This is a genomic window from Streptomyces sp. BRA346 (assembly GCF_052851135.1).
Genome location: NZ_JAIWIH010000078.1, coordinates 1 through 20,179, shown reverse-complemented (window position 1 = coordinate 20,179; position 20,179 = coordinate 1). Strand labels below are relative to the sequence as shown.

Genomic DNA, 20,179 nt, shown 5'->3' with positions numbered 1-20,179 from the left:
CAACACCTGGCACCTCACCCCGGCCACCGCATAGCGAAAAGGGCCGCCCGGCCCGCAGCCGGACAGCCCCTCGACAAGATTTTCAGCAGCCTTCTAGCCTGGTTGCCGCACCGATGTCGAGTCGTTCCTCGCGGTCTTCGACCCGGACCGTCCCGCCCGTCTGGTCTTGGACCTACGGATGTCGCATACCAGCGGGTTCCGGGGGCTGGAGCTCCTGGACGCCTCCGGAACGGCACCCGCGGTCGTCTTCGTCTCGGCCCACGGCGGCATCCGGACGTCGTTTTCCGGCTGCCACTGTCGCAGAAGGCGAGCCCGCGCCGTGCGACCATACCGCGGCATCTCGGCGGTGAGCCTCCGTGGCCCAACCGACGTGGCCGGGCCCTTCTTCATGCGGCAGTGGGGTCAGAGGTAGACCGACTGGATTTGCAGGTAGGCCTCCAGGCCCTCGGGCCCGAGCTCGATACCCAGGCCGCTGGCCTTGACACCGCCGAACGGCGCCACCGGGTCAGGCAGGTAGTGGTTGACGCCAATGGTGCCGGTGCGCACGCGGCGGGCGACGTCCGCCCCGCGCTCCGGATCCGCGGTCCACACGGTGCCGCCGAGGCCGTAGTCCGAGTCGTTGGCGATCCGGACTGCGTCGTCGACCGTGTCGTACGGCAGTACGCAGAGCACAGGGCCGAAGATTTCTTCCTGGGCGACGACGAAACCATTGTCGACGTCCGCGAAGACCGTGGGCTCCACGAACCAGCCCTTGTCCAGGCCGGCCGGGCGGCCGCCACCGGTGGTGACGCGGGCTCCTTCATGTCGTCCCTTCGCGATGTAGCCCTCGACCCGGTCCCGTTGTTGCCGGGTGGCCATCGGACCGATGAGGGTGCTTTCGTCGAGGGCGTCGCCAACGGGGAGGGCGCGGACCAGGTCGGTGAGGAGATCGATGACCTCGGCATAGCGGGTGCGCGGTGCCAGGATACGTGTGCTCAGGAAGCACGTCTGGCCGTTGTTGGCGAGGGTCGCGGCCACCAAGTCCTCCCCGATTCCCACCGGATCCAGCTCGGCGTCGTCCAGGATGATGCCCGCGGACTTGCCGCCGAGCTCCAGGGTTACCGGGCGCAGCAGCCGCCCGCAGATCTCGGCGATGGCCCGGCCAGCCGCCGTGGAGCCGGTGAAGGAGACCTTGTCCACCCGAGGGTGGGAGACCAGATGGGCACCGGCCTCCCGGCCACCTGGCACGATATTGAGCACACCGGCCGGGACGGCGGCTGCCTCGGCGGCCTCCGCGATGAGGAACGCGTCCAGGGCAGCCTCCGGAGAGGGCTTGAGGACCACCGTGCAGCCGGCCGCCATCGCGGGTGCGATCTTGAACATCGACAGCACCTGCGGATAGTTCCACGGCACAATCGCCGCCACGACTCCGACCGGAACCTTGCGGACCTCGATCGAGCCCCCGAGCAGCCCGGCACGGACCTCGGAGAAAGCCGTCGTACGAGCGAGCCCGGCATAGTAACGCAGCACGGAGGTCGGATACCCGACCTCCAGTTGCCGGGCCCAGCTGATCGGCAGGCCGTTCTGGCTGCTGACCAGCCCCGCGATGCGTTCCGCCCGCGCCTCGAGCTCCGTGGCGAAGCGTTCCATCACATCGGCCCGGTCCTCCGGCGCCCAATGGGCCCACCCACCGGGCTCGTCGAACGCCCGCCGCGCAGCGTCGACCGCGACATCGACATCCGCCTCCAGGGCTTCGGGCACGCTGCCGAGTCGTGCCTCGGTGCTCGGGTTGACGAGAGTGATGACGTGGCTGGTGGAGGGCGTCACCCACCCTCCACCGACGTACAGCTGTGCGTAGCGATGGTCCATCAGTACTCTCCTGGCGATCTGGCGCCCGCTCCGGCATCGATGGGAGACGGGACTTCCTGCGACCTTCTCCCGGTCCGTTGACCGCGGGGTGCCGGTGCGTGCACGGGGAGCCGCCAGGAAATGCATGGGACCAGGACTGTCGGGACGTGGTGCCCGTGCCGCTTCAGCTCGGCGCGAGCTGGTCACGGCCTTGGTGGGGCCGGTGAGCGTTGAAGCGGTGTGCGTAGTCATGGAGGATCTTCTTGGCGTGGCCACGGTCGAAGGGCAGGACACGGTCGGTGCACGCTTCCCGTGCTGAGCGGATGAAGCGTTCTGCATGTGGGTTGCAGTTGGGGCCGTGTGGAGGGACCTTGGCCACGGTGATGTCTTCGCTGGCGAACACGGTGTGGAAGGTGGCGGTGAACTTCGCGTCCCGGTCGCGGATGATGCGGGTGAACTCTCCGGCCCGATTGCCGAGTTGCCGCGGAAACTCCCCGGCCTGCTGAGTGACTCATGCGGCGGTGGGGTGGGCGGTGACGCCGAGGTTATGGATGGTGCGGGCGCGCACCTCCATGCGCACCGGATAACGGCGCGGGGCGGGACCGAGACCGACGGCACGCAGCACCCGACGGACGGTGGCGGGGCTGACCTTGTGCCCGAGGCGGCGCGATTCGCCGTGCACGCGTCCGAATCCCCATCGGGGATTCTCGACGCCGAGCCGGATGATCAGGCCGCGGATCTCCTCCGGCAGGGGCGGCCGTCCGGTAGACGGCGGCTGAGTCCACTTCTGCTTCACCAGATGCTGGTGCCAGGTCAGCAGGGTGCGCGGGGAGACGATCCGGCGTTCGCGCAGGGCTTGGGAGATCAGTCGGGTCAGGACGGCGAGCAGTGCACGGTCCGGCCAGTCGGGCTTGGGTGCGGTGATCTGTCGACGCAGGACCGCGAGCTCGTGCCGCAGGATCAGTATCTCCGCGTTCTTGGCCGCAGAGGATCGAGACATCAGGAACAGCCACGCGAAGATCCGTATGGCACCCAGGTAGGTAAGTCGTACCAGCACGAGGACTGATCATGCTGGAATCTGGTGGGTCAGGTGCGTTGCCTCAGGTCAGGTCCGGGTGAAGCCATTTTGGAGCGCTACGGCTCGGGCCGGGGTGAGCAGCGGTGCGGCAAGGCCGACGGTGGCTGCCGGACTCGTGCGTCGAGGCCATCGCGAACTCGTCGTAGTCGACCGACCTCACCGACGTATTGGACGTGCGCACGTCGGCGTGATCGGGAACATCCCGCGCACTGGCCAACCGGCAATCCACAGAACTCGGAGCAGTGCGCCACATCGGGACCCGCTGGGCCCGAGGAGGCAGCCGCCCAGTCGACGCCGTCTACACCGCCGCAATCGCCTGCTCGTAGGTGTCCGTCTCGGTATCGATCGTCAGCCGCACGACGCCCCCCACCATCGTCCGGCACTGGGACTTGGTAGGCCCGCATGTTCAGGAGTCGTGGGTTCGCCATGGCGTCGGTCGAGCGTCACCCTGTGCCGGTGCTCTGCGGCATGATGACCGCCCGTGGACACCGAGATACTGATAGACCTCTGGCAGCGGCTTCTCGTCGACCCTCGCAAGTCATGGGTGCTGTTCGAGCATGGCACTTGTGTCGTGCTGACCGCTCCGGGCGGAGAGCTGGCTGAACAGGCTACCGAGATCCTTAAGGAGTTCGGTCCGGCGCATGCCGGGTCCTCAGCAGGAGACTTTGGAGTGATCGACCTCAAGGATGTCGAGGGATGGGTCGTCACCGGGCACCACAACGACGTCCTTACCTATGTCGGTCCTGATGAGCCTCAGGACCAGTCGGAGATCCGTGTTGGGCTGTTCGGACGTTCCAAGCGCCACCGGGACGGCACTGGGAACTTCACATCGTCCACGTTGAAGACAAGCGAGACTCAACGGACCCAGCGTTGAGTACACGCGCTTCATCGCTGCGGGCGCAGGCCGGTCACGACGGGGCCGTCACGCCGGACCGGTGGCCGTAGTGGTGTTGACGAGCTTCTCGAACAGGAACTCGTGCTTGAGGAAGGACACGTCGTACTCGTGGCCCGGGTAGGGCGGGATGAGCTGCGACGCCTGGAACAGCCGCCAGCCGTCGAGCAGTGCCGCCACGCCGGTGGCGTACGGCGGCTCGTCCCCGTCCCCGGCGGTGGGTGACGTGGCGCCCGTGCCGTCGTAGCGCGCCCAGCCGATGACGCCGCTGTCGAGGGAGGAGTTGTTCAGGTAGAGGACGAGCACCTGCTGCCGGATGGTGCTGGTGAGGGCGGGCTCGGCGGTCGTGGGCTGTGTGGTCACGGTGGACAGCTCCTGGTGTGAGGCGACGGCGGGGGGAGGCGGCGGAGACGAAGGCGGCGGGCGGGACGGCGCTCAGGCGCCGACGGTGGCCCTGCCGGGCCGGTTGGTCACCCGGGTCACCCAGTGGTCCAGGTCGAAGGACGGGTCCCCGGTCAGCGCCCGCCACAGCCTGATCCGGTTGTGCAACTCCAGCCGCCCGGTCGCCTGCTCGTACCACGGGAACCGGGTCCGCAGTTCCTCGGCCACCGCCGGGTCGCCGAGGTCGTCGGTGTTCCACAGGCGGACCTGCGGGACGGTCGGATTGAAGCGGATCTTGAACATGTAGCGCGGGACACCGCTGTCGTTGCGCCGGCCGCCGTGCCAGATGCCGTGGTGCAGGATCAGCACCGTGCCCGCCGGGCACACCAGCCGCTGCTGGCCGAGCAGGTTCTGGTACCGGCCTGTGTCGCTCTCGTTGGTGCGCCGCAGATGGCTGCCCGGCACGATCAGGGTCCCGCCGGCCTCCAGCGTCACCTCGCGCGGGTAGTACATGAGCTGGACGTCGAAGGCGTCCGGCCGGACATCGATGATCGCGTCACCGTGCAGCGGCTGGGCCCGGCCCTCCTGGGGCTGCCGGATGTGCACGGCGTGGTGGTCGATGGTGGGATCCGGGCCGACCAGGCTGTGGAGCGCCCCGGCCACGGCCGGGAGGTCGAGCAGGCTGCGCGCGAAGGAGCCCTCGGAGAACGCCTCGGCGGCCGCCGTGCCGTACGGGACGGCCGGCACGCCCGCGGCAAGCACACCGAGGGCTTGGTCGTTGAGGGAGTCGGGGACGACGGAGTCGAGGCGCAGAAAGCCGTGGGCCACGAACCGGGCCATGCGCGCCGAGGTCAGGAGCTGTTCGCGAGCGGGTCGGGCGGCCATGTTCTCCTCCGGTCCGGAGAGCGGGAGCGGGTGGTTTCTCGTGGTTCGTCTCCACGACGCTAGAACGCGGCTACCCCGGGACGCGTGGGCCTTGCTCACCACTACTGGTAATTTTTCACCATGACGGACATGACGACCATGACGGGAGCAGCTCCCCAGTCCCAGTCCCAGCCGCAGCGGGCCCAGGTCCGGCTCGACTCGCCCCCGCACATCGAGGGGCTCGGCGTCGGCGTCCACGGCACGCGGAGCCCCCGCGACGTCTTCCGCCTGCCCGACCTGTGGCAGCTGCACCTGTACCGCTACACCGCCGAGCTCACGGCCGACGGCGTGGCGTACACCGTGCGGCCCGGTTACGTCAGCCTCGTCCCGCCCGGTGTCCTGGTGCGCTACCGCTACCGCGGGCGCTCCGAGCACCTGTACGCCCATCTGCGGCTACCCGACCGCGGGGTGGTCCGTACGGTGCCGGTGGTGCAGAACGCGGGGGCCCAGACGGCCCTGCTCTCCAGCCTCCTGCTCCAGGCCATCGCGGCCGCCCCCCGGGCCCCGGCGCAGGCGGTCGCCGAGGTGTGGTCAGTGCTGTGGCGCGTGGCGCAGCTGTCCGTCCCCACCGGCACGGGCGGCGGGCACCCCGCCGTCGCCGCCGCGATCGCGTACGTCGAGTCGCATCTCGCCGAGCCGCTCACCGTGCCGGACGTGGCGCGCGGGGCGGGCGTCTCGCACAACCACCTCACCCGGCTCTTCCGGGCCGAGACCGGGGACACGGTCGTGGCCCACATCCGGCACCGCCGCATGGAGCGGGCCAGGCACCTGCTGCGCGAGACGACGCTGCCGATCGCGACGATCGCGGCGTCGGTGGGGATCACGGACCTCCAGGCGTTCAACAAGGCCTGCCGCCGCGAGCTCGGCGCCTCGCCGCGGGCGATCCGCGACGGAGCGCCCGGCCCCGGCGCCTGAGGATGTTCCCCGACGCGGCGCGCTTCCGGAGATGCCGGCCGAACGGGACGCAAGTACGGCGTGATGTGGCGGCGGCGCGGAAGGCGGCTGGACGGAACGGAACCGCGGCAGCGTGGTATGCCGCCTCCCCGTCCACTTCATGATCATTGTTTGAGAGGCACGCCATGCAATTTCACCGTCCAGGCCGCCCGGAGGATCTGCCGTCACTTGAGGCGCTGCGGGCCAACGGCGCGGCTGTCGCGACCGTATGCGCCGGGACCGGACGGAGCACTACATTCCGGCGGCATCCGATTATCGCCCGTGCCGCGGTGGCCGACCCTGGGCGCGGTGTCCATGCACGCCGAGCCGTCTGGCGGTCAGCAGCGGAGAGCCCGGTCGGGTCGGCAGACGCCGCACCATGCGATGGCCTTGCGTGCGAGCCGGTCGACGGCGTCCTCGGTGGTGATGCGCTCGTCGCTGTGCCGGGCCTGCCAGCAGTCGCGGCGAGGCAAGCGGCGGGCGGGATCATCGGGCCCGTACTGGTGGAGTTTTTCAACCACCCATTGCCTTCCCGCGATAGCCCCCTGCGTCGGCACCAGCGAGTAGTCCTCGCCCGGAATCTGCGCGCTGCCAACAGCTCCGACGCTGCTCGGGGGTGGGCGCACCAGGCGCATCCCCTCCGGCCTTGGCCTAGGGTTGGAGCCGTGTAGGGTCTCGTGGCTCGTGTCCCATGATGATGCCGTGACCTGCAGTTTCTCGCGGGGCCTCACGCAGGGTCCAGCCGTTCAGTCTCACGTCGTGTCCAAATCCTCGGGACGCCCCGAAGCGGAAACCCGCTGACCTGCGGAGTCTCGCCAGAGGTGCGGTCGGCGCGGACCACCCGTACCCTCACCCGCCAGCTGGGCGGCGACAGCACCCTGGTGCAGGTGCAGCGCCCTGGCTGGTGACGGGCGAGCAGGAGCTGGGACAGCTGAAACAAGAAGATGTCGAGCTGAACGCGCGTCGCGGAGGAATGCGGCCGTGGGGCCGCATGTTGGCGTATGGGCAGCCGTCGGCGACCGCTGACAGAGATCCGCCCCGGATGCGATACGGGTACGCGCGCACCCAGGCGTGCGACGGAAGGAGACTGCCGTGTGGCACAGCGAAGAGCTCGACCTCGACGCCTATCTGGCACACATCGGATACGACGGCGACCGCACACCCACTCTGGGCACCCTCCGCACCCTGCAGCGGGCGCACGTCCTCTCCATTGGCTGGGAGAACCTCGACGCCTTCCTGCACGGCCACGTGGCGCTGGACCTGGCAACCATCCAGGACAAGCTGTTGCACCGGGGGCGCGGAGGCTACTGCTATGAGCACGTGACCCTATTCGCCGCCGCCCTGGAGGCACTGGGCTACCGCTTCACCGCCGTCTCCGGCCGGATACGGATGGGCTCCGACAAGATCCTTCCGGCGACGCACGCCATGCTCGTCGTCGAGCTGGAGGGGCGCCGCTGGCTGTGCGACGTGGGCTTTGGGGCGAGCCTGTTCGAGCCGATCGAGCTGGCGGATGGCGCCGCATTCACCACCGGCGCGTGGGAATACCGCGTGCAACACGAGGAGATCACCCCCGGCGCCGACGGATGGGCCGTGTACCAGCGGAGCGGTGACAGCCCCGACGGGTGGCTGAGCCGGCACGCGACGACCCTTAACCCGCAGTACCCGATCGACTTCGCCGTCGGAAACCACTTCGTCGACTCCAACGGCCGCTCCCCGTTCGTCACCCGTCCGTTCATCCAGCGGATCCTCCCCGACCGGCTGCACATTCTCGACGGGCTGACCTGGACCACACAGTTGGCGGACGTCAGCATCCCACCCGAGACCCAGACGGTACGCGCCGAAGAGGTGCGCAAGCTGCTGGACGACGTCTTCGGCGTCGTGATCAGCGACGAGGACGCCGCCCTGCTGGAGACCAAGCTGACGGACCTGTCGGCGAACGGCGCCTGACCGCACAAGTTCCCGAACCGCTGGTGCCAGCGCAGGGCACCCAGGTTCTGACGCAACACGCCCAGCTCGGTCAGGGCGCGCGGGTGTAGGTCAGCGGGGCGTTGGGGCAGCGGGCGGCGAGTTCGGTGAGCGTGCGCGCAGTGCATCGCCTCATCCGGCATCCACTCGGTCGGGTCCCGGTCGCTCTTCTGCCGGTTCGTGCGCTCGGTGACCGCCACCAGGTGGCGCGAGCCCTCTTCTCCGCCTAGGTAGCGGCCTGGGCCGGTGAAGGCGTCCAGCAGCGTGACGCGAGGACGGGGGTATCCGGTGCGGGTGGAAGTCTGCAGAAGGATCGGCCACCAGGCGTCCTGGTACTGCTTGTACGACCGGTGTTTCGCCTCGGTAGCTGGCTCCAGCTTCTACAAGACGCCCATTCCGACCCCCTGCACGCGTTGTCCCCCACGCAGTCGGCAGCCCGACTGACCCAGACCCTGATCACCGATGGTGAGTGCATATGCTCTGCGGGTAAAGACCGCGTACCAGCCGCGCTCGTGAGCAGGAGTGCTGGGGTCAGTCCAGCGGGGAGGGGGCAGTGATGCCCAGGACCTTCCAGTCCTGAGTGCCGGTGTCGCGTTCTATCCGCAGGCCTCCCCGGCGCAGTGCATCGACCAGTCCGCGTTCCAGGGCGTCGATGGCGCCACACAGGTGCTCCGCCCTGCCGTCGCTGCCCTGTGTGTCCGCGATGTCGAACAGCTTGTCGCTGACGTTCCAGCTGACGGTGACGTGGTCGGCCGGCTCTCCCGGCTTCCACATCTCTTCACGCCCCAGCGTCACACCCGGCATGCCGTGGCGTTCGGCCACCGGCAGGTGCAGAAGGGAGCAGACCAGTCTGATCCTCTCCACCAGTTCGGTCGGCAGGTTCATCTCTTCGGGCGTGTAGCCCGGCCAGTCGTCGGTGTCGGTGTCATCGGCCACGGCGTACAGCCTCCCCGACCAGCCCGCCGCCGCGCTACGGCATCAGCCCAGGTCGGGCATCGCGAAGAGACGGTTGTCTGCCGTTCAGGGGCCCAGACTGCTTCGAGGGGGGAGCGGAAGGCGGTGTCGCCGTAGCGGGTGGGGACGGAGTCCACGGACGGCCCGGGGCTGTCGGGAGGGGTACCCAACCGAGCTCCTGTCCTGGACATGCCAGTGTGCCGGTTATGTCGGATTCCCGGTCCAGCTAGACAGTGGACCCCGCCGGGACGGAGGGCGCGCAGCGGGGGCTCTGGCGCCCGGTAGCCACGGGAGGGAGTGCCGGCCCGGCCGACACTGCGGTCCTGTGGTTTGTTTCAGGGGCCGAGTTGGGCTGTCGCGGCGTCGATCTCTTTCTCGGTGATGTTCTCGCTGCCGCTGCGGATCGCGAGGACGGCGGCGGTGGAGATGACGTAGGTGAGGGCTTTGAAGTAGCCGCCGGTGCGCTGGTGCAGTGTGACGGCGTGTTTGCTCAGGGCGTTCTCCTCCAGCCGGTACAGGCTCAAGTCGGCCTCGAAGCTTGCCAGGACGCGCCGGAAGGTCTCGTCGTCCTCGGTGTCCAGGGGCAGGGGGTGCAGCCACGTCACCGGCAGCAGGGCGGTGGGGGAGGGCGGGACGGGTACGGCCGGCCGTCCCGTCTGTTCGAGCCGTACCCGGTTTCCTCGCTGACTCGGGTCAGCTCTCCGGCCAGGATGCGGGCCCGGTGCAGGCGGTGGCTGGCTCCGGTGCCGCAGAAGACGATGGAGATGCCCATCTTGTCGCGCAGGTAGTCGAAGTAGGGCAGTACGTTCGCCAGGTGCTGCGGCGAGGCGCGGTTGATGTCGTCGATGAGCAGCAGACGGGTCTGCGCGGTCTCCAGGACGTAGTTGACCGGCAGGGTCACGTCCTGGTGCCTGCGCATCTCCAGGACTTCCCCGAGGCTCTTCGGTTCGGGGTTGAGACCCAGGTAGGAGCCGATCTCCCAGAGCCGGTTCACCCTGGGCTCAGGGTCCGCGGGGGTGGTGATGTGCACCACCGGGATCGTGTTCTGGCGCCTGCCGCCCATGGCGGCTTCGATCTTCCTCTGGGCGGTGCGTCCGATCGCCCGCAGCAGACAGGTCTTGCCGGTGCCCGCGGGGCCGTCGATGACATGGTCCATCAGCCCGTCACGGCGCCCGCTGTTGGCGTGGACTGCCTCGACGACCATTTCCTGCATGTGGGTCATCGCGTCGGTGGGCACCATCCGCAGATGCCGGTGGTAGGCGATGGCCTGTTCGTCCGTCTTCCTGTCCTCAGCCGGACTGCTGCCCGCCGCCAGTGCGGGCGGCTCCACTTCCTCGTCGACGAAGTGGGTCCAGCCCGTGAGTTGGAACAGCGGCACAGGACGCATCGGGGTGTCCTTCAGCTGCTGACGCAGACGGGCTTCACGTTTGTCACGCAGTTCGATGGATGCCCTCATCAAGCTTCTCTCTCGTCACGGTCCTGCACGCACCGGCCACCGGCTCCGGACCGCAAAAAACCTGTCCGCTCTCGGGGTCGGCCTGGGGCTGCGTCGTCACGGCTCCTGTCCTTGGTCGTCTACATCTCCCATACGTCGCCCTCGCCCTCGTTGCCGTCATCACCGTCCGGATTGAGGCCGTCGAGGAGTTCCGCCTCAACGACCTCGTAGACAGCTGCCGATGCTCCGGCAGCGGAGGCATCCGGCGGGCTGTCGTCGCCGTCGTCGGGGAAGAGTGCTGCCAGCGGATGCGGAGCCTGCCCGCTGTCCGAGGGCCGTTCCACGCCGCCCGTGCCTGTCGGAAGCGCCGGCGGGGCGGCTGCGGACGGGGGAGCCAGTTGCGCGCCGGGCGGCGGGCGATGCGCAGCCGGTCGCAGACCTCGGTGAAATGCTCGCTCACGTAAGGGCTGCCCTGGTCATAGATGATCAGTTCGGGGCGGATGACCGGGCGGGCGGCGGTGGCCTGGGTGAACCGCTCGTCCGCCGCGCGCAGCGCCCCGAACGGCAGGCTGGAGGCGGCGGCCGCGCTCAGCGGGTCCCAACCGGGCATCACCGGCCAGGGCGCGAGAGCCTGGGCCAGCATCAGGGTCAGGTCGATCGCCCGGGTCGCCTGGCCTGCCTGTCCGTTCTCGGCGTCCCGGGGACGGCTTGGTGTGATCATCAGCGCGCACATGCTGTGACTGGCCACGTCGATCAGCGAGGTCATCTCCGTGGAGGTAGGCCGGCCGTCGTCGCCGCGGGCCAGGATCCGCAGCGGCGTTGTGTCGACCTGGGTCACCTGTCCCGGCCGCAGCACGGCCTCGCGCCCGCCGTGGGGCAGGGGTGGGGTGGAGGCCAGGGCGGCCCGGGCCCGTGTCGGCTGGTCCAGGATGTCGGCCAGGCCGGACTCCTTCATCCGAAGGTAGAAGGTGGAACGGGAGGGCAGCAGGGCCGCCACGGCAGCTGGGTCGCCGAGTTCCTCGTCGTAGCGCGAGTGCAGGAGGTCCTCGACCTCCTCGCGGATCAGCTCGATGGTCACGTCCGACTCGTGCGCGCGCCGGGCCACCACGTCCTGCATGGCGGTCAGACACCGCGGGTCGGTGAAGCCCCCCGCCCTTTTGTCCCGCGCGGCGGGCAGCAGCACAACCGGATTCTCCCCGGCCGCCTTCCACTTGCGCCGCTTGTCGGCGAGGGTGTGGGCGGAGCAGCGGACGCCTTCGGCGGCCAGCCGCGCCGACATTGCGGCGCACCGCTGGGCCAGCGTCGTTTCCGGCCCGAATCCCCGCGCATGCTCGCTTTCGCCCGGCGCCAGACCGGTGTCGATCTCCACCATGCGCGCCTGCCACAGCGCGGCTTCTTCCTCCCGGCCCTCCTGCCGACCCCACCCGTCAAGAGCCGTGCCGTCCGCGGCCGGTGCCCCGCCGCCGCTGAGAACCGTGAAGTCCTCCGCGCCCACCAGCCACCGGTACGACACCGCCCGTGGTGCCTCCTCGCCGTCCTGCGGCAGCAGCGTGACCTGCGACCCCTGCCACGCCACCACCTCCCACTCGCGCTCCTGCCAGCGCACCCGCGCCCCGATGGACAGCGACCCCGCAAGCCGGGCCTCACCCGATCCCGCCATGCGCCCCCTCCGCGCCATCAAGCCGCCCAGGCCACGGCATCGGGCAGCAGCGGCTGTGCGCGGTCGAACAGCAGCCGCCGCTGCCACAGCATCCGGTACGCGAGGTCCAGACCCGTCAGCTCGTCCAGCCCGCTCGCCGCCACCCCTGCCCGCAGGCCCGCCGGCTGCCTGAACGCCTCCAGCAGCGCCGGCCCCTGGTCCTCCTCGTCGCCCGCAGGAAACCGGTAGCCGGCCAGCCAACCGAGATTGCGTACGCGCAGCCCCGATGGCTCACGCACCTGCCGCACCCGCCACCCGGCCGCCTGCGCCACCTCCTGAAGCACCTCGAGTCTCACGGCGGGCAGGCTCTCCTGTCGGGGCGGCTTCAGCACCAGCACCTCACGCTCGCCCTCGGCCGTGCGCGCCACGAAGTCGGGGCGCCAGCGGCGAAGGCGGCCTCCCGCCCGCCACCGCAGTTCCACCGGGCCGGCACTGAACGCCGCCCAGGCCGGCTCGAAGTCCAGCTCCACCGCCAGCCGCCACTGCCGCAGGCTGCCGCACACCACGGTCTGCTCCCGGGGCGCCACCGGCCAGTAGGTGATAATGCCCTTGCGGCCCCGGTAGGGCACCGGTTCACTCACCGGCCCGAACTCCTCCAGCGCCACACCCCGAAGCCCGGCCGCGCTGCACAGGCGCACCGGCCCGTACGGCTCGCGGTACAGAGCCACGACACCCTGCCCCGCCTTCGGCACGGCCTCGCCTTCCATCAGGCCGCCGGGGCCCTCCGCCGCGTTCACGCCGCCCACCCCTTGCCGTGCCGCCGCAAGGTCCCGCGTACCTGGCCGGTCGGCAGCCCCTTTGGGTCCAGTCCCTGACGTGCACCGGCCGGCCTACGAAACCGCCCGCCGTCGGCTGCCCCCTCACCGGCAGCGGCCGCCAGCAGAGCATCTTCGCCGGCCATCGGCGCCTGGGCTATCCGCTCGAACGCCGGCTGGGGATCCGGGGCCGCGGCTCCGACCGCCCGAGTGAAGGCAGGAAGCGCGCTGACTGCTACGCCCGTGACATTCGGGCCAGTGTCCTCCAGCAGCCGGAGCGCCTCCGGCAGATCCATCTCGCTGCCCGGTGGCTGTGCGGCGCGCTGCTGCTCTTCAAGCGCCTCACGCCAGGGAGCGCGGCTGCGCAGCGGCTGCAGTACAAGGAGACGGCCAAGTCGGGTGTCCGCGAGTGCCACGGCTGCCACCGCATCCCCGGCTTCGGCCGCTGCTGCGAGGGAACGAGGCCGTGGATCAGGTCCCAGCACAGCCTGGGCTGCGCTGCGCCTCACCGCCAAAGGAAGTGAGTCCCACCGCGCGGCGATCTGCTCGGTGAACTCTCCTGCCGCGACGTCCAATACGGCGACGGCATGGCTGGCCAGGGGCACGCCGGAGAACGCCATCGGCCGCGCTCCTTCGCCACGCAACTGACCGGGCAGGGAGACGAGCGTGTGCAGTACGGGCAAGCCTTCACCACTGCGCATTGCGGGTTCGTCCAGCAGCGGGGCGAGCAGCGTGAGCGCCTCGCGCAGCAGGGTGAGGGTTTCGGGGCGATCGGGCAGCACAGCGGCGTGCAGGGAGATGGTGCTCGCTGACTCGGGTGTGCCGCCAGTGCTTTCCACGGTCAGGCGTGGCAGCGGCTGGAGGGCTGCTATAAGCACGCGCGCGAGGCTGAGGGGGCCACGGATGGCGCTCTCCCCGGCGTCCAGCTCCTGCGGAGGGTGGGCAGCCCGGTCCCGGTGCCACTGGGTGATGACCCGCAGGACCTCGCGACGCCGCTCGAACAGTGCGTCAATGTGCTGCGGCAGGGCGTGGGCCGGCGCGGAGCACCACTGCCCGATGGCACGCAGAACCCCCTCGCGCCGGTCAGAGTTTTCCACGTGGAGGGCCGGTTCCATCAACCAGGCCACGTCGAGCAGCAGGCTGACCGGACTGGGTACTGCATCGGGCCCGATGCGGTGGGCGAGCTGGGCGAACCGCTCGCCCAAGTGCTGCAGACCGTACCGGTAGTGGGCGACCGGGTCTCCGCCGTCCAGCAAGCGGGGTGCAGGATCCGGCGGCCACCGCTTCACCAGCGTCTCGTGCAGGTCCGCGAAGATAGTGGGGGCGGCCACGGCCACTTCACCGGCCAGTCCGACCACAGCCGCCCACTCGCCCAGATGCGCCTCGGACGGCAGCAGCGCGCGGACAGCCGCAGCCAGCCGAGCACCCACCACATGGTCTGCCCGGTCGTGTGCTGCCTGGGCCAGGACGTTCAACTGAGGACCGAGCCGTGACGCCCCGAATTCCAGGTTCCGGCCAGCGGACGTGACGGGCTGCCCGTTCAGCTCGAGCCCGGCCATCCGCACCACCGCTTGCAGCACCCGGTCGACGTCCAACCGGACCCGGGCGGGAGGATCGAGCGCGTCGGCGAGGAGAACCGGGGCAAGCAGGGCAGGGCGCACCGAGTACGGCGAAGAATCGGCCAGCCCGGCATCGGCCAGCTCATCCAGCAGGACGGACAACCGGTGCGGCTCAGGCGGAAGCGTCGACACCGCACCAGCCAGCACGGCGAGATCCTCCCCACTGGTGACCGTGCCCAGCACCGCCAGCGCCACCGCCGCGGCCCGGTGCTCCTGCGCGGGGTCGTCGGCCGGCAGACGCCTCCCGACGGTGACCCGCAGCAGATCGGCCGCGCTCGGCCAGTCGAACCGGTTTGCGGAAAGCCCCGCTTCACAGGCCGCATGAGCGATGAGCGGGTTGCCCTGAGCCAGATTGATGACGGTTTCACGGAAGGCCGGATTCAGGATCCCCCGCCCGGTGACAAGCGCGTCGATGCCTCCTCTGTCCAGGGAACGAAGCGGGACGACAGCACCACCCCAGCGTTCGATGTTCCAACGCTGCAGCACCCCCAGGTGACGGCCGGGCCGCACCGTCAGGACAAGACGCACACGGCCGAAACGGCCGTCGTGCAGGAGCGCGGGAAGACCGCTCAGATCCGGGGCACGGTCGGCATCGTCAATGAGAACAACCAGGGGAGCATCGACCGGCGCTTCCGTGAACGCGCCGGCATCCAACGACACACCCGTGGGCGCGACGAGCACCGCCGACACCGACTTCGACGCCTCGATCGCCAGACGAGTCTTTCCGACCCCTCCCGCACCCTCCACCACCACGACCCGCGCCGCCGGATTCCTGTCAGCCAATGCCGCTCTGAGCGCCTGCATCTCCGCCTCGCGTCCCACCAAGGGCGCGGTCATCCCGGGCACCGACACGGACAGGGCGTCGATGTACTGCGCCCACGTCGACAGCCTGCGCGGAGCCCGCGGACGCACACCGAGCTCGAGCTCGGCCACCCACCGCAAGCCGTCTGTCTCCGGTTCGGTGACCAGCTCAGCCAGAGTGACGATCTCCATCTCAACGCCGTACTCCGTGCGTGCTTTCTGTCTCCACCTCTCCTTGGTGATCTCGTTGGTCGAGCGGTTCATCACGTAGATCGCTTTGGCCCGCCTGCTGTGCTTGGCGTTCTTCACCAGCTCGGACTTCAGCTTGTCCGTCCACCGCTGCTGCAGACTCGCCCACAGCACGACTTGGTCGTTCTCGCCGAACAAGGGACGGCCGAACGCATCCCGGCCCAGATCCCCCGTGGAACTGGTGATCCGCAGTTGCGGAAAACGAACCCGCAGCACATGCAATGCCACCCGCTCGAAGTCCTGATCGTTCTCGAGCTCCTGCAGAGCGGTTCTCGCGGTCTCGTACACGGGTGACTCCGCAAACGTAAGAGGGCTGTACGCACGGCCACCTCTGCCGCACCGCAACTTCATCATCGCGCCACAACGGCACAGGCGTAACCCGGACGCCAACCTGTGCACCATGCGGACAGCCAGTCGGCACCAGCCCGGATGACGCACGGGAAGCCCTCTCACCCGCCGCACACGGAACGGCCCCACCGGCCGCCCGCTGTCCACAGACGGCCCCGGGCAGGCTTTCAAGCTGTGAACATCAGCTCGCCGGGCATCGCCCGGAACAGCAGGAAGGCGCCGCGCTGCGAGCGCCACGACGCCTTCCTCCACCCGGAAGAGCAGGCCGAGTCCGCCGCGCAGTTCCCGGCAGGCCACCAGGCGCAGATGGCATTCCTCCTGGCCGCCTACGCCGGCAACGCCTCTGTGGTCGCTGCGCTCTTGGGTACCCGCGCGCGTACGGTGCACCGTCACTGCCGTGGGTGGCCGCTACCTCCCGGACCCCGGCTGCGCCCGGCCCTGCGCCGCCGTGTCCTGGACCTCGTGTGCCCGCGGTGCCTGTCCGATCGGGCGGTTGAAGAGGCACGCCAGGCGAGGCGGGGCGCCCGGCGCGCGGCCCGCCGGCTTCCGCGTGAGTAAAGCGGTCCTCATCGCTGACCTGTCGGCCCGGCGAGAGACCGCCATAGCGAGGGCCCTCGGCTCTGAGCAGGTGAAGCTTCTATGCATCACTGATAGCAATTAGCTAATTCTCGTGCGAAAGTTGCATCGAATCGGGTACATTGAGGGTATGGGATTGGCCTTGGAGGAGTCGTTGCGGCTGACGGTGGCCGCGTTGATGCAGGTGACGGGTGACTCGCAGCGGTCGGTTGCGGGGGTGCTGGGACTGACGCAGACACAGGTGTCGCGCAGACAGTCGGGTGCCGTCTCGTGGAGCCTGCGTGACGTCGATGTCCTGGCCGAGCACTACGGCATCGGCGCGCTGGACCTGCTGGCGGGTCCGACCAGAGCGTGTGAGGTGCTGCCCGCCGACAGGCGCCGTTCCGCCCGGGCCGAGGCGAAGGGCACGAGCCGGTGAGCGACTTCGACGCGATCGACTCGCTGCTCGACGCCGTCGGCCCGCAGGCACCACTTCCGCCTTGCCAGGTGCGCCGCGAGCTGCGGGAACGGGCCCGGCTGTCCAAGGCTCAGGTGGCACGCGCGCTCGGCGTGAGCCCGTCCACCCTCAGTGGATGGGAGAGCGGCCGGGACCCTGCCGGCGAGGCCCGGGCCAAGTACGCATATCTGCTGGACGGACTGAACGCCAAGCTCGCCACCGATACTGAGAACAGGGCGGAGCCGGCCGAGCAGCCCATGGCGTCAGGCGCTGCTGCGGCGGCCGTCACCTCCACGTCTTCGCCGGAAGTCGGCCAGGACGAAGACGAGGTGGAACTGCTCGCCGCGCCCGAGCCGTGTGTGCTGTGCGGCCATCCCGCCGAACAACGCGTGGCGGGGTTCGCTCAGCACCTGGACCCCTCCGACTGCCAGGCGACCCCTGTCGAAGCCCCGACACCCGCGCCCGCCGCGCCGTCTGCCCAGGCCCACGAGCCGCGCACAGCACGCCCGCCCCGCCCGGCCGGCGGGAAGCGTGCGACCCCGCGCGGGCGGGCGTTTCAGGAGCCGTCCGGGCCGGCCGACTTGATCCACGAAGCGGTGCACGCCGCGCTCGCCGAGCACGGGGGCGATGTCGAAGCCGCGAGCGCCGCGTTGCTGAAGCGCGCCATCCCGGACGCGATGCGCCTGCTGGACGAGACCCGCAAAGGCGCCCGCTACGACGTGATCGCCCACCCCTGGATCCCCGACATCCTCAAGAAGCCGACGTCCAAGGGCGCCGACCAGATCTGGGAAGCCCGCCCCAAGTGGACGCGGCCCGAACTGCCGCCCGGGAAGCACGACGTCACCGCGCTCGACATCAACGGCGCCTATTTGAGCGCACTCAAGACCCACCTCCCGCTCGGCCAGCTGGAACACTCCACGGGCTTCGCGCACGACCGGCGCCGCGCCGGAGTCCACCTGATCACCCCGCCCAAGTGGGAGCACGAGGCGGTGCTGCCCAACCCGATCGGCCAGAGAGACGAGCCCGGCCCGCTGTGGGTCACCGAACCGACCCTGCGCCTGCTGCTGCGTCTGTCCGGACCGAAACACGGCCTGTGCGAGCCGCCCGAGATCCACGAGTCGTACACCTCGGGGGCCACCGAGAACCTCCTGGAGAAGTTCAGGATCGCTCTCAAGGACGCCCGCGACTCCGCGCTTGCAGACGGCGACGAGCTGACGCTGGAGTACGTGAAGGCGATGTACTCCAAGTTCGTGTCGACGATGGGGGAGTCGAACTACAACCGGGAGCTCTACCGCCCGGACTGGATGCACATCATCCGCTCCCAGGCTTTCGCCAACCTCTGGATGAAGGCGTTCAAGGCCCACGACGGGGGACTGACGGTCGTACGGGCGATGGGAACCGACGAACTCCACATCATCGGAGACTGGCGCCGTGTCTTTCCCGAAGGCCGCTCGGTTACCGAGGTCAAGGTCAAGGACACCTACACCGCCGGGACCGGCACCGAAGCCGGCACGGGGCAGGAGCAGTAAATGCCGGAGAAGAACATCGACTTCGGGAAGTTCGGCGCGAGCGGGATCAAGGGCAGCGAAGCCGTTGCCCGCCAGCTCGACCGGCTCGCCGCTCACATCGCCACCCCGGTGACCGCCCGGCGCGGCCTGATGGCACGCCTGCACTACCTGACGACGTCGGACAGGGCCTGGCAGGCAGCCAAGGACGCCGGACTGACCGTGAGCGACCGGACGCTGAAGGCGTGGATGCAGGGCACCCGCCGTCCGTCGAAGGCCAACCTGGAACGCATCGACGCCGCTTACCGGGCGGTGCGGCGCCGCAACGTCGCCCGCCACCTCACCGCCCGCCTCAACCGCGAGGGCCGCGGCACTCGCGTGGAGATCCACCCCCTCGACCAGTCCGGCGTGGCGCGCCAGCTTCAGCGGGTGGTGGCACACCGGACGATGAACGTGCGCCGCTGGGACAAGATCGTCGGTTCCTGGGCGGCCGGCGACCACCAAGGCCTGGACGACGTCTGGACCGCCGATGTCCTGCCCGATCTGGGCTCCCAGTGGGGCCAGTACGAATACGTCAAAAACATCGGCTTCGCCGCGTAGAAGCCGCCCATCTCGGCCCAGGGGAGGACGCCGGACGTTTCACCGGGGCGATCAGAGCGGTCAATCACGCGGTGGGCAGGCCCGGAAGCCGGTCGTAGGCGGGATCGCCGGGGAAGGCGATGGAGTCGATGTGCTGCGGCGGGATCGCGTTGCGGTAGAGGACGTCGGCGTTGGCGGGGGTGTAGCCGATGGCCTTGCCGACGAAGGTGTGCACCACCGATTTGAAGACGAGGTGCCTGCCGGGACTGGCGAGGTCCACGTAGGCGGTGACCAGTGCGGGCCGGCCCAGGCAACGCAGTCTCTGAGCGACACCGGCAGGGTTGTCGCAGTGCTGCCAGTAGATCGCCTCGCCGCCCCAGAAGGACAGCAGCCGCCATGCCCCGTCGATGTCGTGGGCGGTGGCCTCGGCCGAGAGGGTCAGGCAGACCTGACCCTCTCGAATGCCCATCCTCTGCTTCCCCGGGGCGACCATGCTGTGGGAGCGCAATATCTCCCGCTCAGCGGCGGTCAGATAGCCCTGCTCATGGGCCTGGTTCAGGCGGTCATCAACGAGTGCGGCATTCAGGGGGCGCAGGCCATGTGCACGCATCGCATCGGCCTCGTGGTCGAGCAGCCTGGTGCAGTGCTGCGCCTGCAGAAGGTAGCCGCGGAGCAGGTCGAGGATCTGCGCCTCCCTGTCCTCCAACTCCAAGTCGACGTACAGCTCCGGCTCGTCCAGTTCGGCTTCGTCGGCAATCTCGTAGATGAGATCTGCCAGCGGCCCGGGCCAAGTGGCGGGGCTGTCTACATCCACGACGGGCCGGCTGCCGGCGGCGTGAGCCAGTGTCATAGCGAGCCAGTATCCCATTGCCGGACCAACAGGCTTAAGGACCGGGAAAATTGGACGATGAGCGGGGCCAGCGCGCCGGACGCCGCAACTACGGCCAGGTCAGGCCGACCTCGAGGGCCAGAAAGATCCAGAACACACGCCCCCGGCCCATCATGGTCTCCAGCGCACGCCGCCATGGCGTACGGTGGTGTGCACCGACGCGGGGTGGAGCAGCTCGGTAGCTCGCTGGGCTCATAACCCAGAGGTCGCAGGTTCAAATCCTGTCCCCGCTACTGCTGTGATGTCGCAGGACATCGGAATGACCCCGAACCCACGATTGGGTTCGGGGTCATCGTCGTTGTGGGCCGGGTGGGCGGCCGGTCGGCTGGTAGTC

The 20,179-nt window shown here is 69.5% G+C and carries 19 protein-coding genes and 1 tRNA gene; 7 read left to right on the top strand and 13 right to left on the bottom strand.

Annotated features, from left to right (window positions below):
* Positions 1-402: 402 nt before the first annotated feature.
* The 3 genes from LCH29_RS42750 to LCH29_RS42740 form a co-directional block, all read right to left on the bottom strand.
* Positions 403-1,848 (bottom strand): aldehyde dehydrogenase, encoded by a 1,446-nt coding sequence (locus LCH29_RS42750; protein ID WP_446467082.1) that lies wholly within the window; start codon positions 1,846-1,848, stop codon positions 403-405.
* 163 nt (positions 1,849-2,011) lie between these two features.
* Positions 2,012-2,230: an integrase core domain-containing protein gene (locus tag LCH29_RS42745; protein WP_446467081.1), complete on the bottom strand. Its 219-nt coding sequence runs from the start codon at positions 2,228-2,230 to the stop codon at positions 2,012-2,014.
* Between the two features lie 108 nt (positions 2,231-2,338).
* Positions 2,339-2,884: a helix-turn-helix domain-containing protein gene (locus LCH29_RS42740; RefSeq protein ID WP_446467080.1), complete on the bottom strand. Its 546-nt coding sequence runs from the start codon at positions 2,882-2,884 to the stop codon at positions 2,339-2,341.
* Between the two features lie 502 nt (positions 2,885-3,386).
* Here LCH29_RS42740 and LCH29_RS42735 point away from each other — a divergent pair.
* Positions 3,387-3,779, top strand: a complete 393-nt coding sequence (locus LCH29_RS42735) for a hypothetical protein (protein ID WP_446467079.1) — start codon at positions 3,387-3,389, stop codon at positions 3,777-3,779.
* A gap of 48 nt (positions 3,780-3,827) precedes the next feature.
* On the opposite strand, the gene LCH29_RS42730 is transcribed toward LCH29_RS42735, so the two are convergent.
* Both LCH29_RS42730 and LCH29_RS42725 read right to left on the bottom strand, forming a co-directional pair.
* Positions 3,828-4,115, bottom strand: a complete 288-nt coding sequence (locus LCH29_RS42730) for a hypothetical protein (RefSeq protein ID WP_446467083.1) — start codon at positions 4,113-4,115, stop codon at positions 3,828-3,830.
* A 117-nt stretch (positions 4,116-4,232) separates the two neighbouring features.
* On the bottom strand, positions 4,233-5,063 hold the full coding sequence (locus LCH29_RS42725; protein WP_446467078.1) for a phytanoyl-CoA dioxygenase family protein: 831 nt from the start codon (positions 5,061-5,063) through the stop codon (positions 4,233-4,235).
* A gap of 129 nt (positions 5,064-5,192) precedes the next feature.
* On the opposite strand from LCH29_RS42725, the gene LCH29_RS42720 reads away from it, so the two are divergent.
* Entirely contained in the window at positions 5,193-6,017 is an 825-nt protein-coding gene (locus tag LCH29_RS42720; RefSeq protein WP_446467077.1) for a helix-turn-helix domain-containing protein, read from the top strand.
* 356 nt (positions 6,018-6,373) lie between these two features.
* Here the strand turns inward: LCH29_RS42720 and LCH29_RS42715 are convergent, their stop codons facing one another.
* On the bottom strand, positions 6,374-6,556 hold the full coding sequence (locus LCH29_RS42715; protein ID WP_446467076.1) for a DUF6233 domain-containing protein: 183 nt from the start codon (positions 6,554-6,556) through the stop codon (positions 6,374-6,376).
* Between the two features lie 571 nt (positions 6,557-7,127).
* Between LCH29_RS42715 and LCH29_RS42710 the strand changes: the two genes are divergently transcribed.
* On the top strand, positions 7,128-7,982 hold the full coding sequence (locus tag LCH29_RS42710; protein WP_446467075.1) for an arylamine N-acetyltransferase family protein: 855 nt from the start codon (positions 7,128-7,130) through the stop codon (positions 7,980-7,982).
* A 549-nt stretch (positions 7,983-8,531) separates the two neighbouring features.
* Here LCH29_RS42710 and LCH29_RS42705 read toward each other — a convergent pair.
* The 6 genes from LCH29_RS42705 to LCH29_RS42680 form a co-directional block, all read right to left on the bottom strand.
* Positions 8,532-8,936 (bottom strand): hypothetical protein, encoded by a 405-nt coding sequence (locus LCH29_RS42705; protein ID WP_446467074.1) that lies wholly within the window; start codon positions 8,934-8,936, stop codon positions 8,532-8,534.
* Positions 8,937-9,289: 353 nt separating this feature from the next.
* Positions 9,290-9,559: a hypothetical protein gene (locus tag LCH29_RS42700; RefSeq protein WP_446467073.1), complete on the bottom strand. Its 270-nt coding sequence runs from the start codon at positions 9,557-9,559 to the stop codon at positions 9,290-9,292.
* Entirely contained in the window at positions 9,556-10,410 is an 855-nt protein-coding gene (locus LCH29_RS42695; RefSeq protein ID WP_446467072.1) for an ATP-binding protein, read from the bottom strand. The genes LCH29_RS42700 and LCH29_RS42695 overlap by 4 nt, the downstream gene beginning before the upstream one ends.
* Positions 10,385-12,049 (bottom strand): hypothetical protein, encoded by a 1,665-nt coding sequence (locus LCH29_RS42690; protein WP_446467071.1) that lies wholly within the window; start codon positions 12,047-12,049, stop codon positions 10,385-10,387. Before LCH29_RS42690 ends, LCH29_RS42695 begins: the two co-directional genes overlap by 26 nt.
* 17 nt (positions 12,050-12,066) lie before the next feature.
* Positions 12,067-12,825 carry a TnsA-like heteromeric transposase endonuclease subunit gene (locus LCH29_RS42685; protein WP_446467070.1) on the bottom strand — a complete coding sequence of 253 codons (759 nt, stop codon included), beginning with the start codon at positions 12,823-12,825 and terminating at the stop codon, positions 12,067-12,069.
* Positions 12,822-15,800 (bottom strand): hypothetical protein, encoded by a 2,979-nt coding sequence (locus tag LCH29_RS42680; RefSeq protein WP_446467069.1) that lies wholly within the window; start codon positions 15,798-15,800, stop codon positions 12,822-12,824. Before LCH29_RS42680 ends, LCH29_RS42685 begins: the two co-directional genes overlap by 4 nt.
* Positions 15,801-16,566: 766 nt before the next feature.
* Between LCH29_RS42680 and LCH29_RS42675 the strand changes: the two genes are divergently transcribed.
* Genes LCH29_RS42675 through LCH29_RS42665 form a run of 3 tightly spaced genes read left to right on the top strand, consistent with a single transcriptional unit; the run spans position 16,567 to position 18,977 of the window.
* Entirely contained in the window at positions 16,567-16,854 is a 288-nt protein-coding gene (locus LCH29_RS42675; RefSeq protein WP_385670935.1) for a helix-turn-helix domain-containing protein, read from the top strand.
* Positions 16,851-18,401 (top strand): helix-turn-helix domain-containing protein, encoded by a 1,551-nt coding sequence (locus LCH29_RS42670; protein ID WP_446467068.1) that lies wholly within the window; start codon positions 16,851-16,853, stop codon positions 18,399-18,401. The genes LCH29_RS42675 and LCH29_RS42670 overlap by 4 nt, the downstream gene beginning before the upstream one ends.
* Positions 18,402-18,977, top strand: a complete 576-nt coding sequence (locus tag LCH29_RS42665; RefSeq protein WP_385670941.1) for a transcriptional regulator — start codon at positions 18,402-18,404, stop codon at positions 18,975-18,977.
* A 64-nt stretch (positions 18,978-19,041) separates the two neighbouring features.
* Here the strand turns inward: LCH29_RS42665 and LCH29_RS42660 are convergent, their stop codons facing one another.
* On the bottom strand, positions 19,042-19,770 hold the full coding sequence (locus LCH29_RS42660) for a hypothetical protein (RefSeq protein ID WP_446467067.1): 729 nt from the start codon (positions 19,768-19,770) through the stop codon (positions 19,042-19,044).
* A gap of 234 nt (positions 19,771-20,004) precedes the next feature.
* On the opposite strand from LCH29_RS42660, the gene LCH29_RS42655 reads away from it, so the two are divergent.
* Positions 20,005-20,078, top strand: a tRNA-Met gene (locus tag LCH29_RS42655).
* Positions 20,079-20,179: the final 101 nt, after the last annotated feature.

Excerpts from the sequence above, each read along its gene's own strand:
- LCH29_RS42665 (WP_385670941.1), top strand. The coding sequence starts at position 18,402 with ATGCCGGAGAAGAACATCGACTTCGGGAAGTTCGGCGCGAGCGGGATC.
- LCH29_RS42720 (WP_446467077.1), top strand. The coding sequence starts at position 5,193 with ATGACGACCATGACGGGAGCAGCTCCCCAGTCCCAGTCCCAGCCGCAG.
- LCH29_RS42725 (WP_446467078.1), bottom strand. The coding sequence starts at position 5,063 with ATGGCCGCCCGACCCGCTCGCGAACAGCTCCTGACCTCGGCGCGCATG.
- LCH29_RS42750 (WP_446467082.1), bottom strand. The coding sequence starts at position 1,848 with ATGGACCATCGCTACGCACAGCTGTACGTCGGTGGAGGGTGGGTGACG.
- LCH29_RS42695 (WP_446467072.1), bottom strand. The coding sequence starts at position 10,410 with ATGAGGGCATCCATCGAACTGCGTGACAAACGTGAAGCCCGTCTGCGT.
- LCH29_RS42675 (WP_385670935.1), top strand. The coding sequence starts at position 16,567 with ATGGGATTGGCCTTGGAGGAGTCGTTGCGGCTGACGGTGGCCGCGTTG.
- LCH29_RS42690 (WP_446467071.1), bottom strand. The coding sequence starts at position 12,049 with ATGGCGGGATCGGGTGAGGCCCGGCTTGCGGGGTCGCTGTCCATCGGG.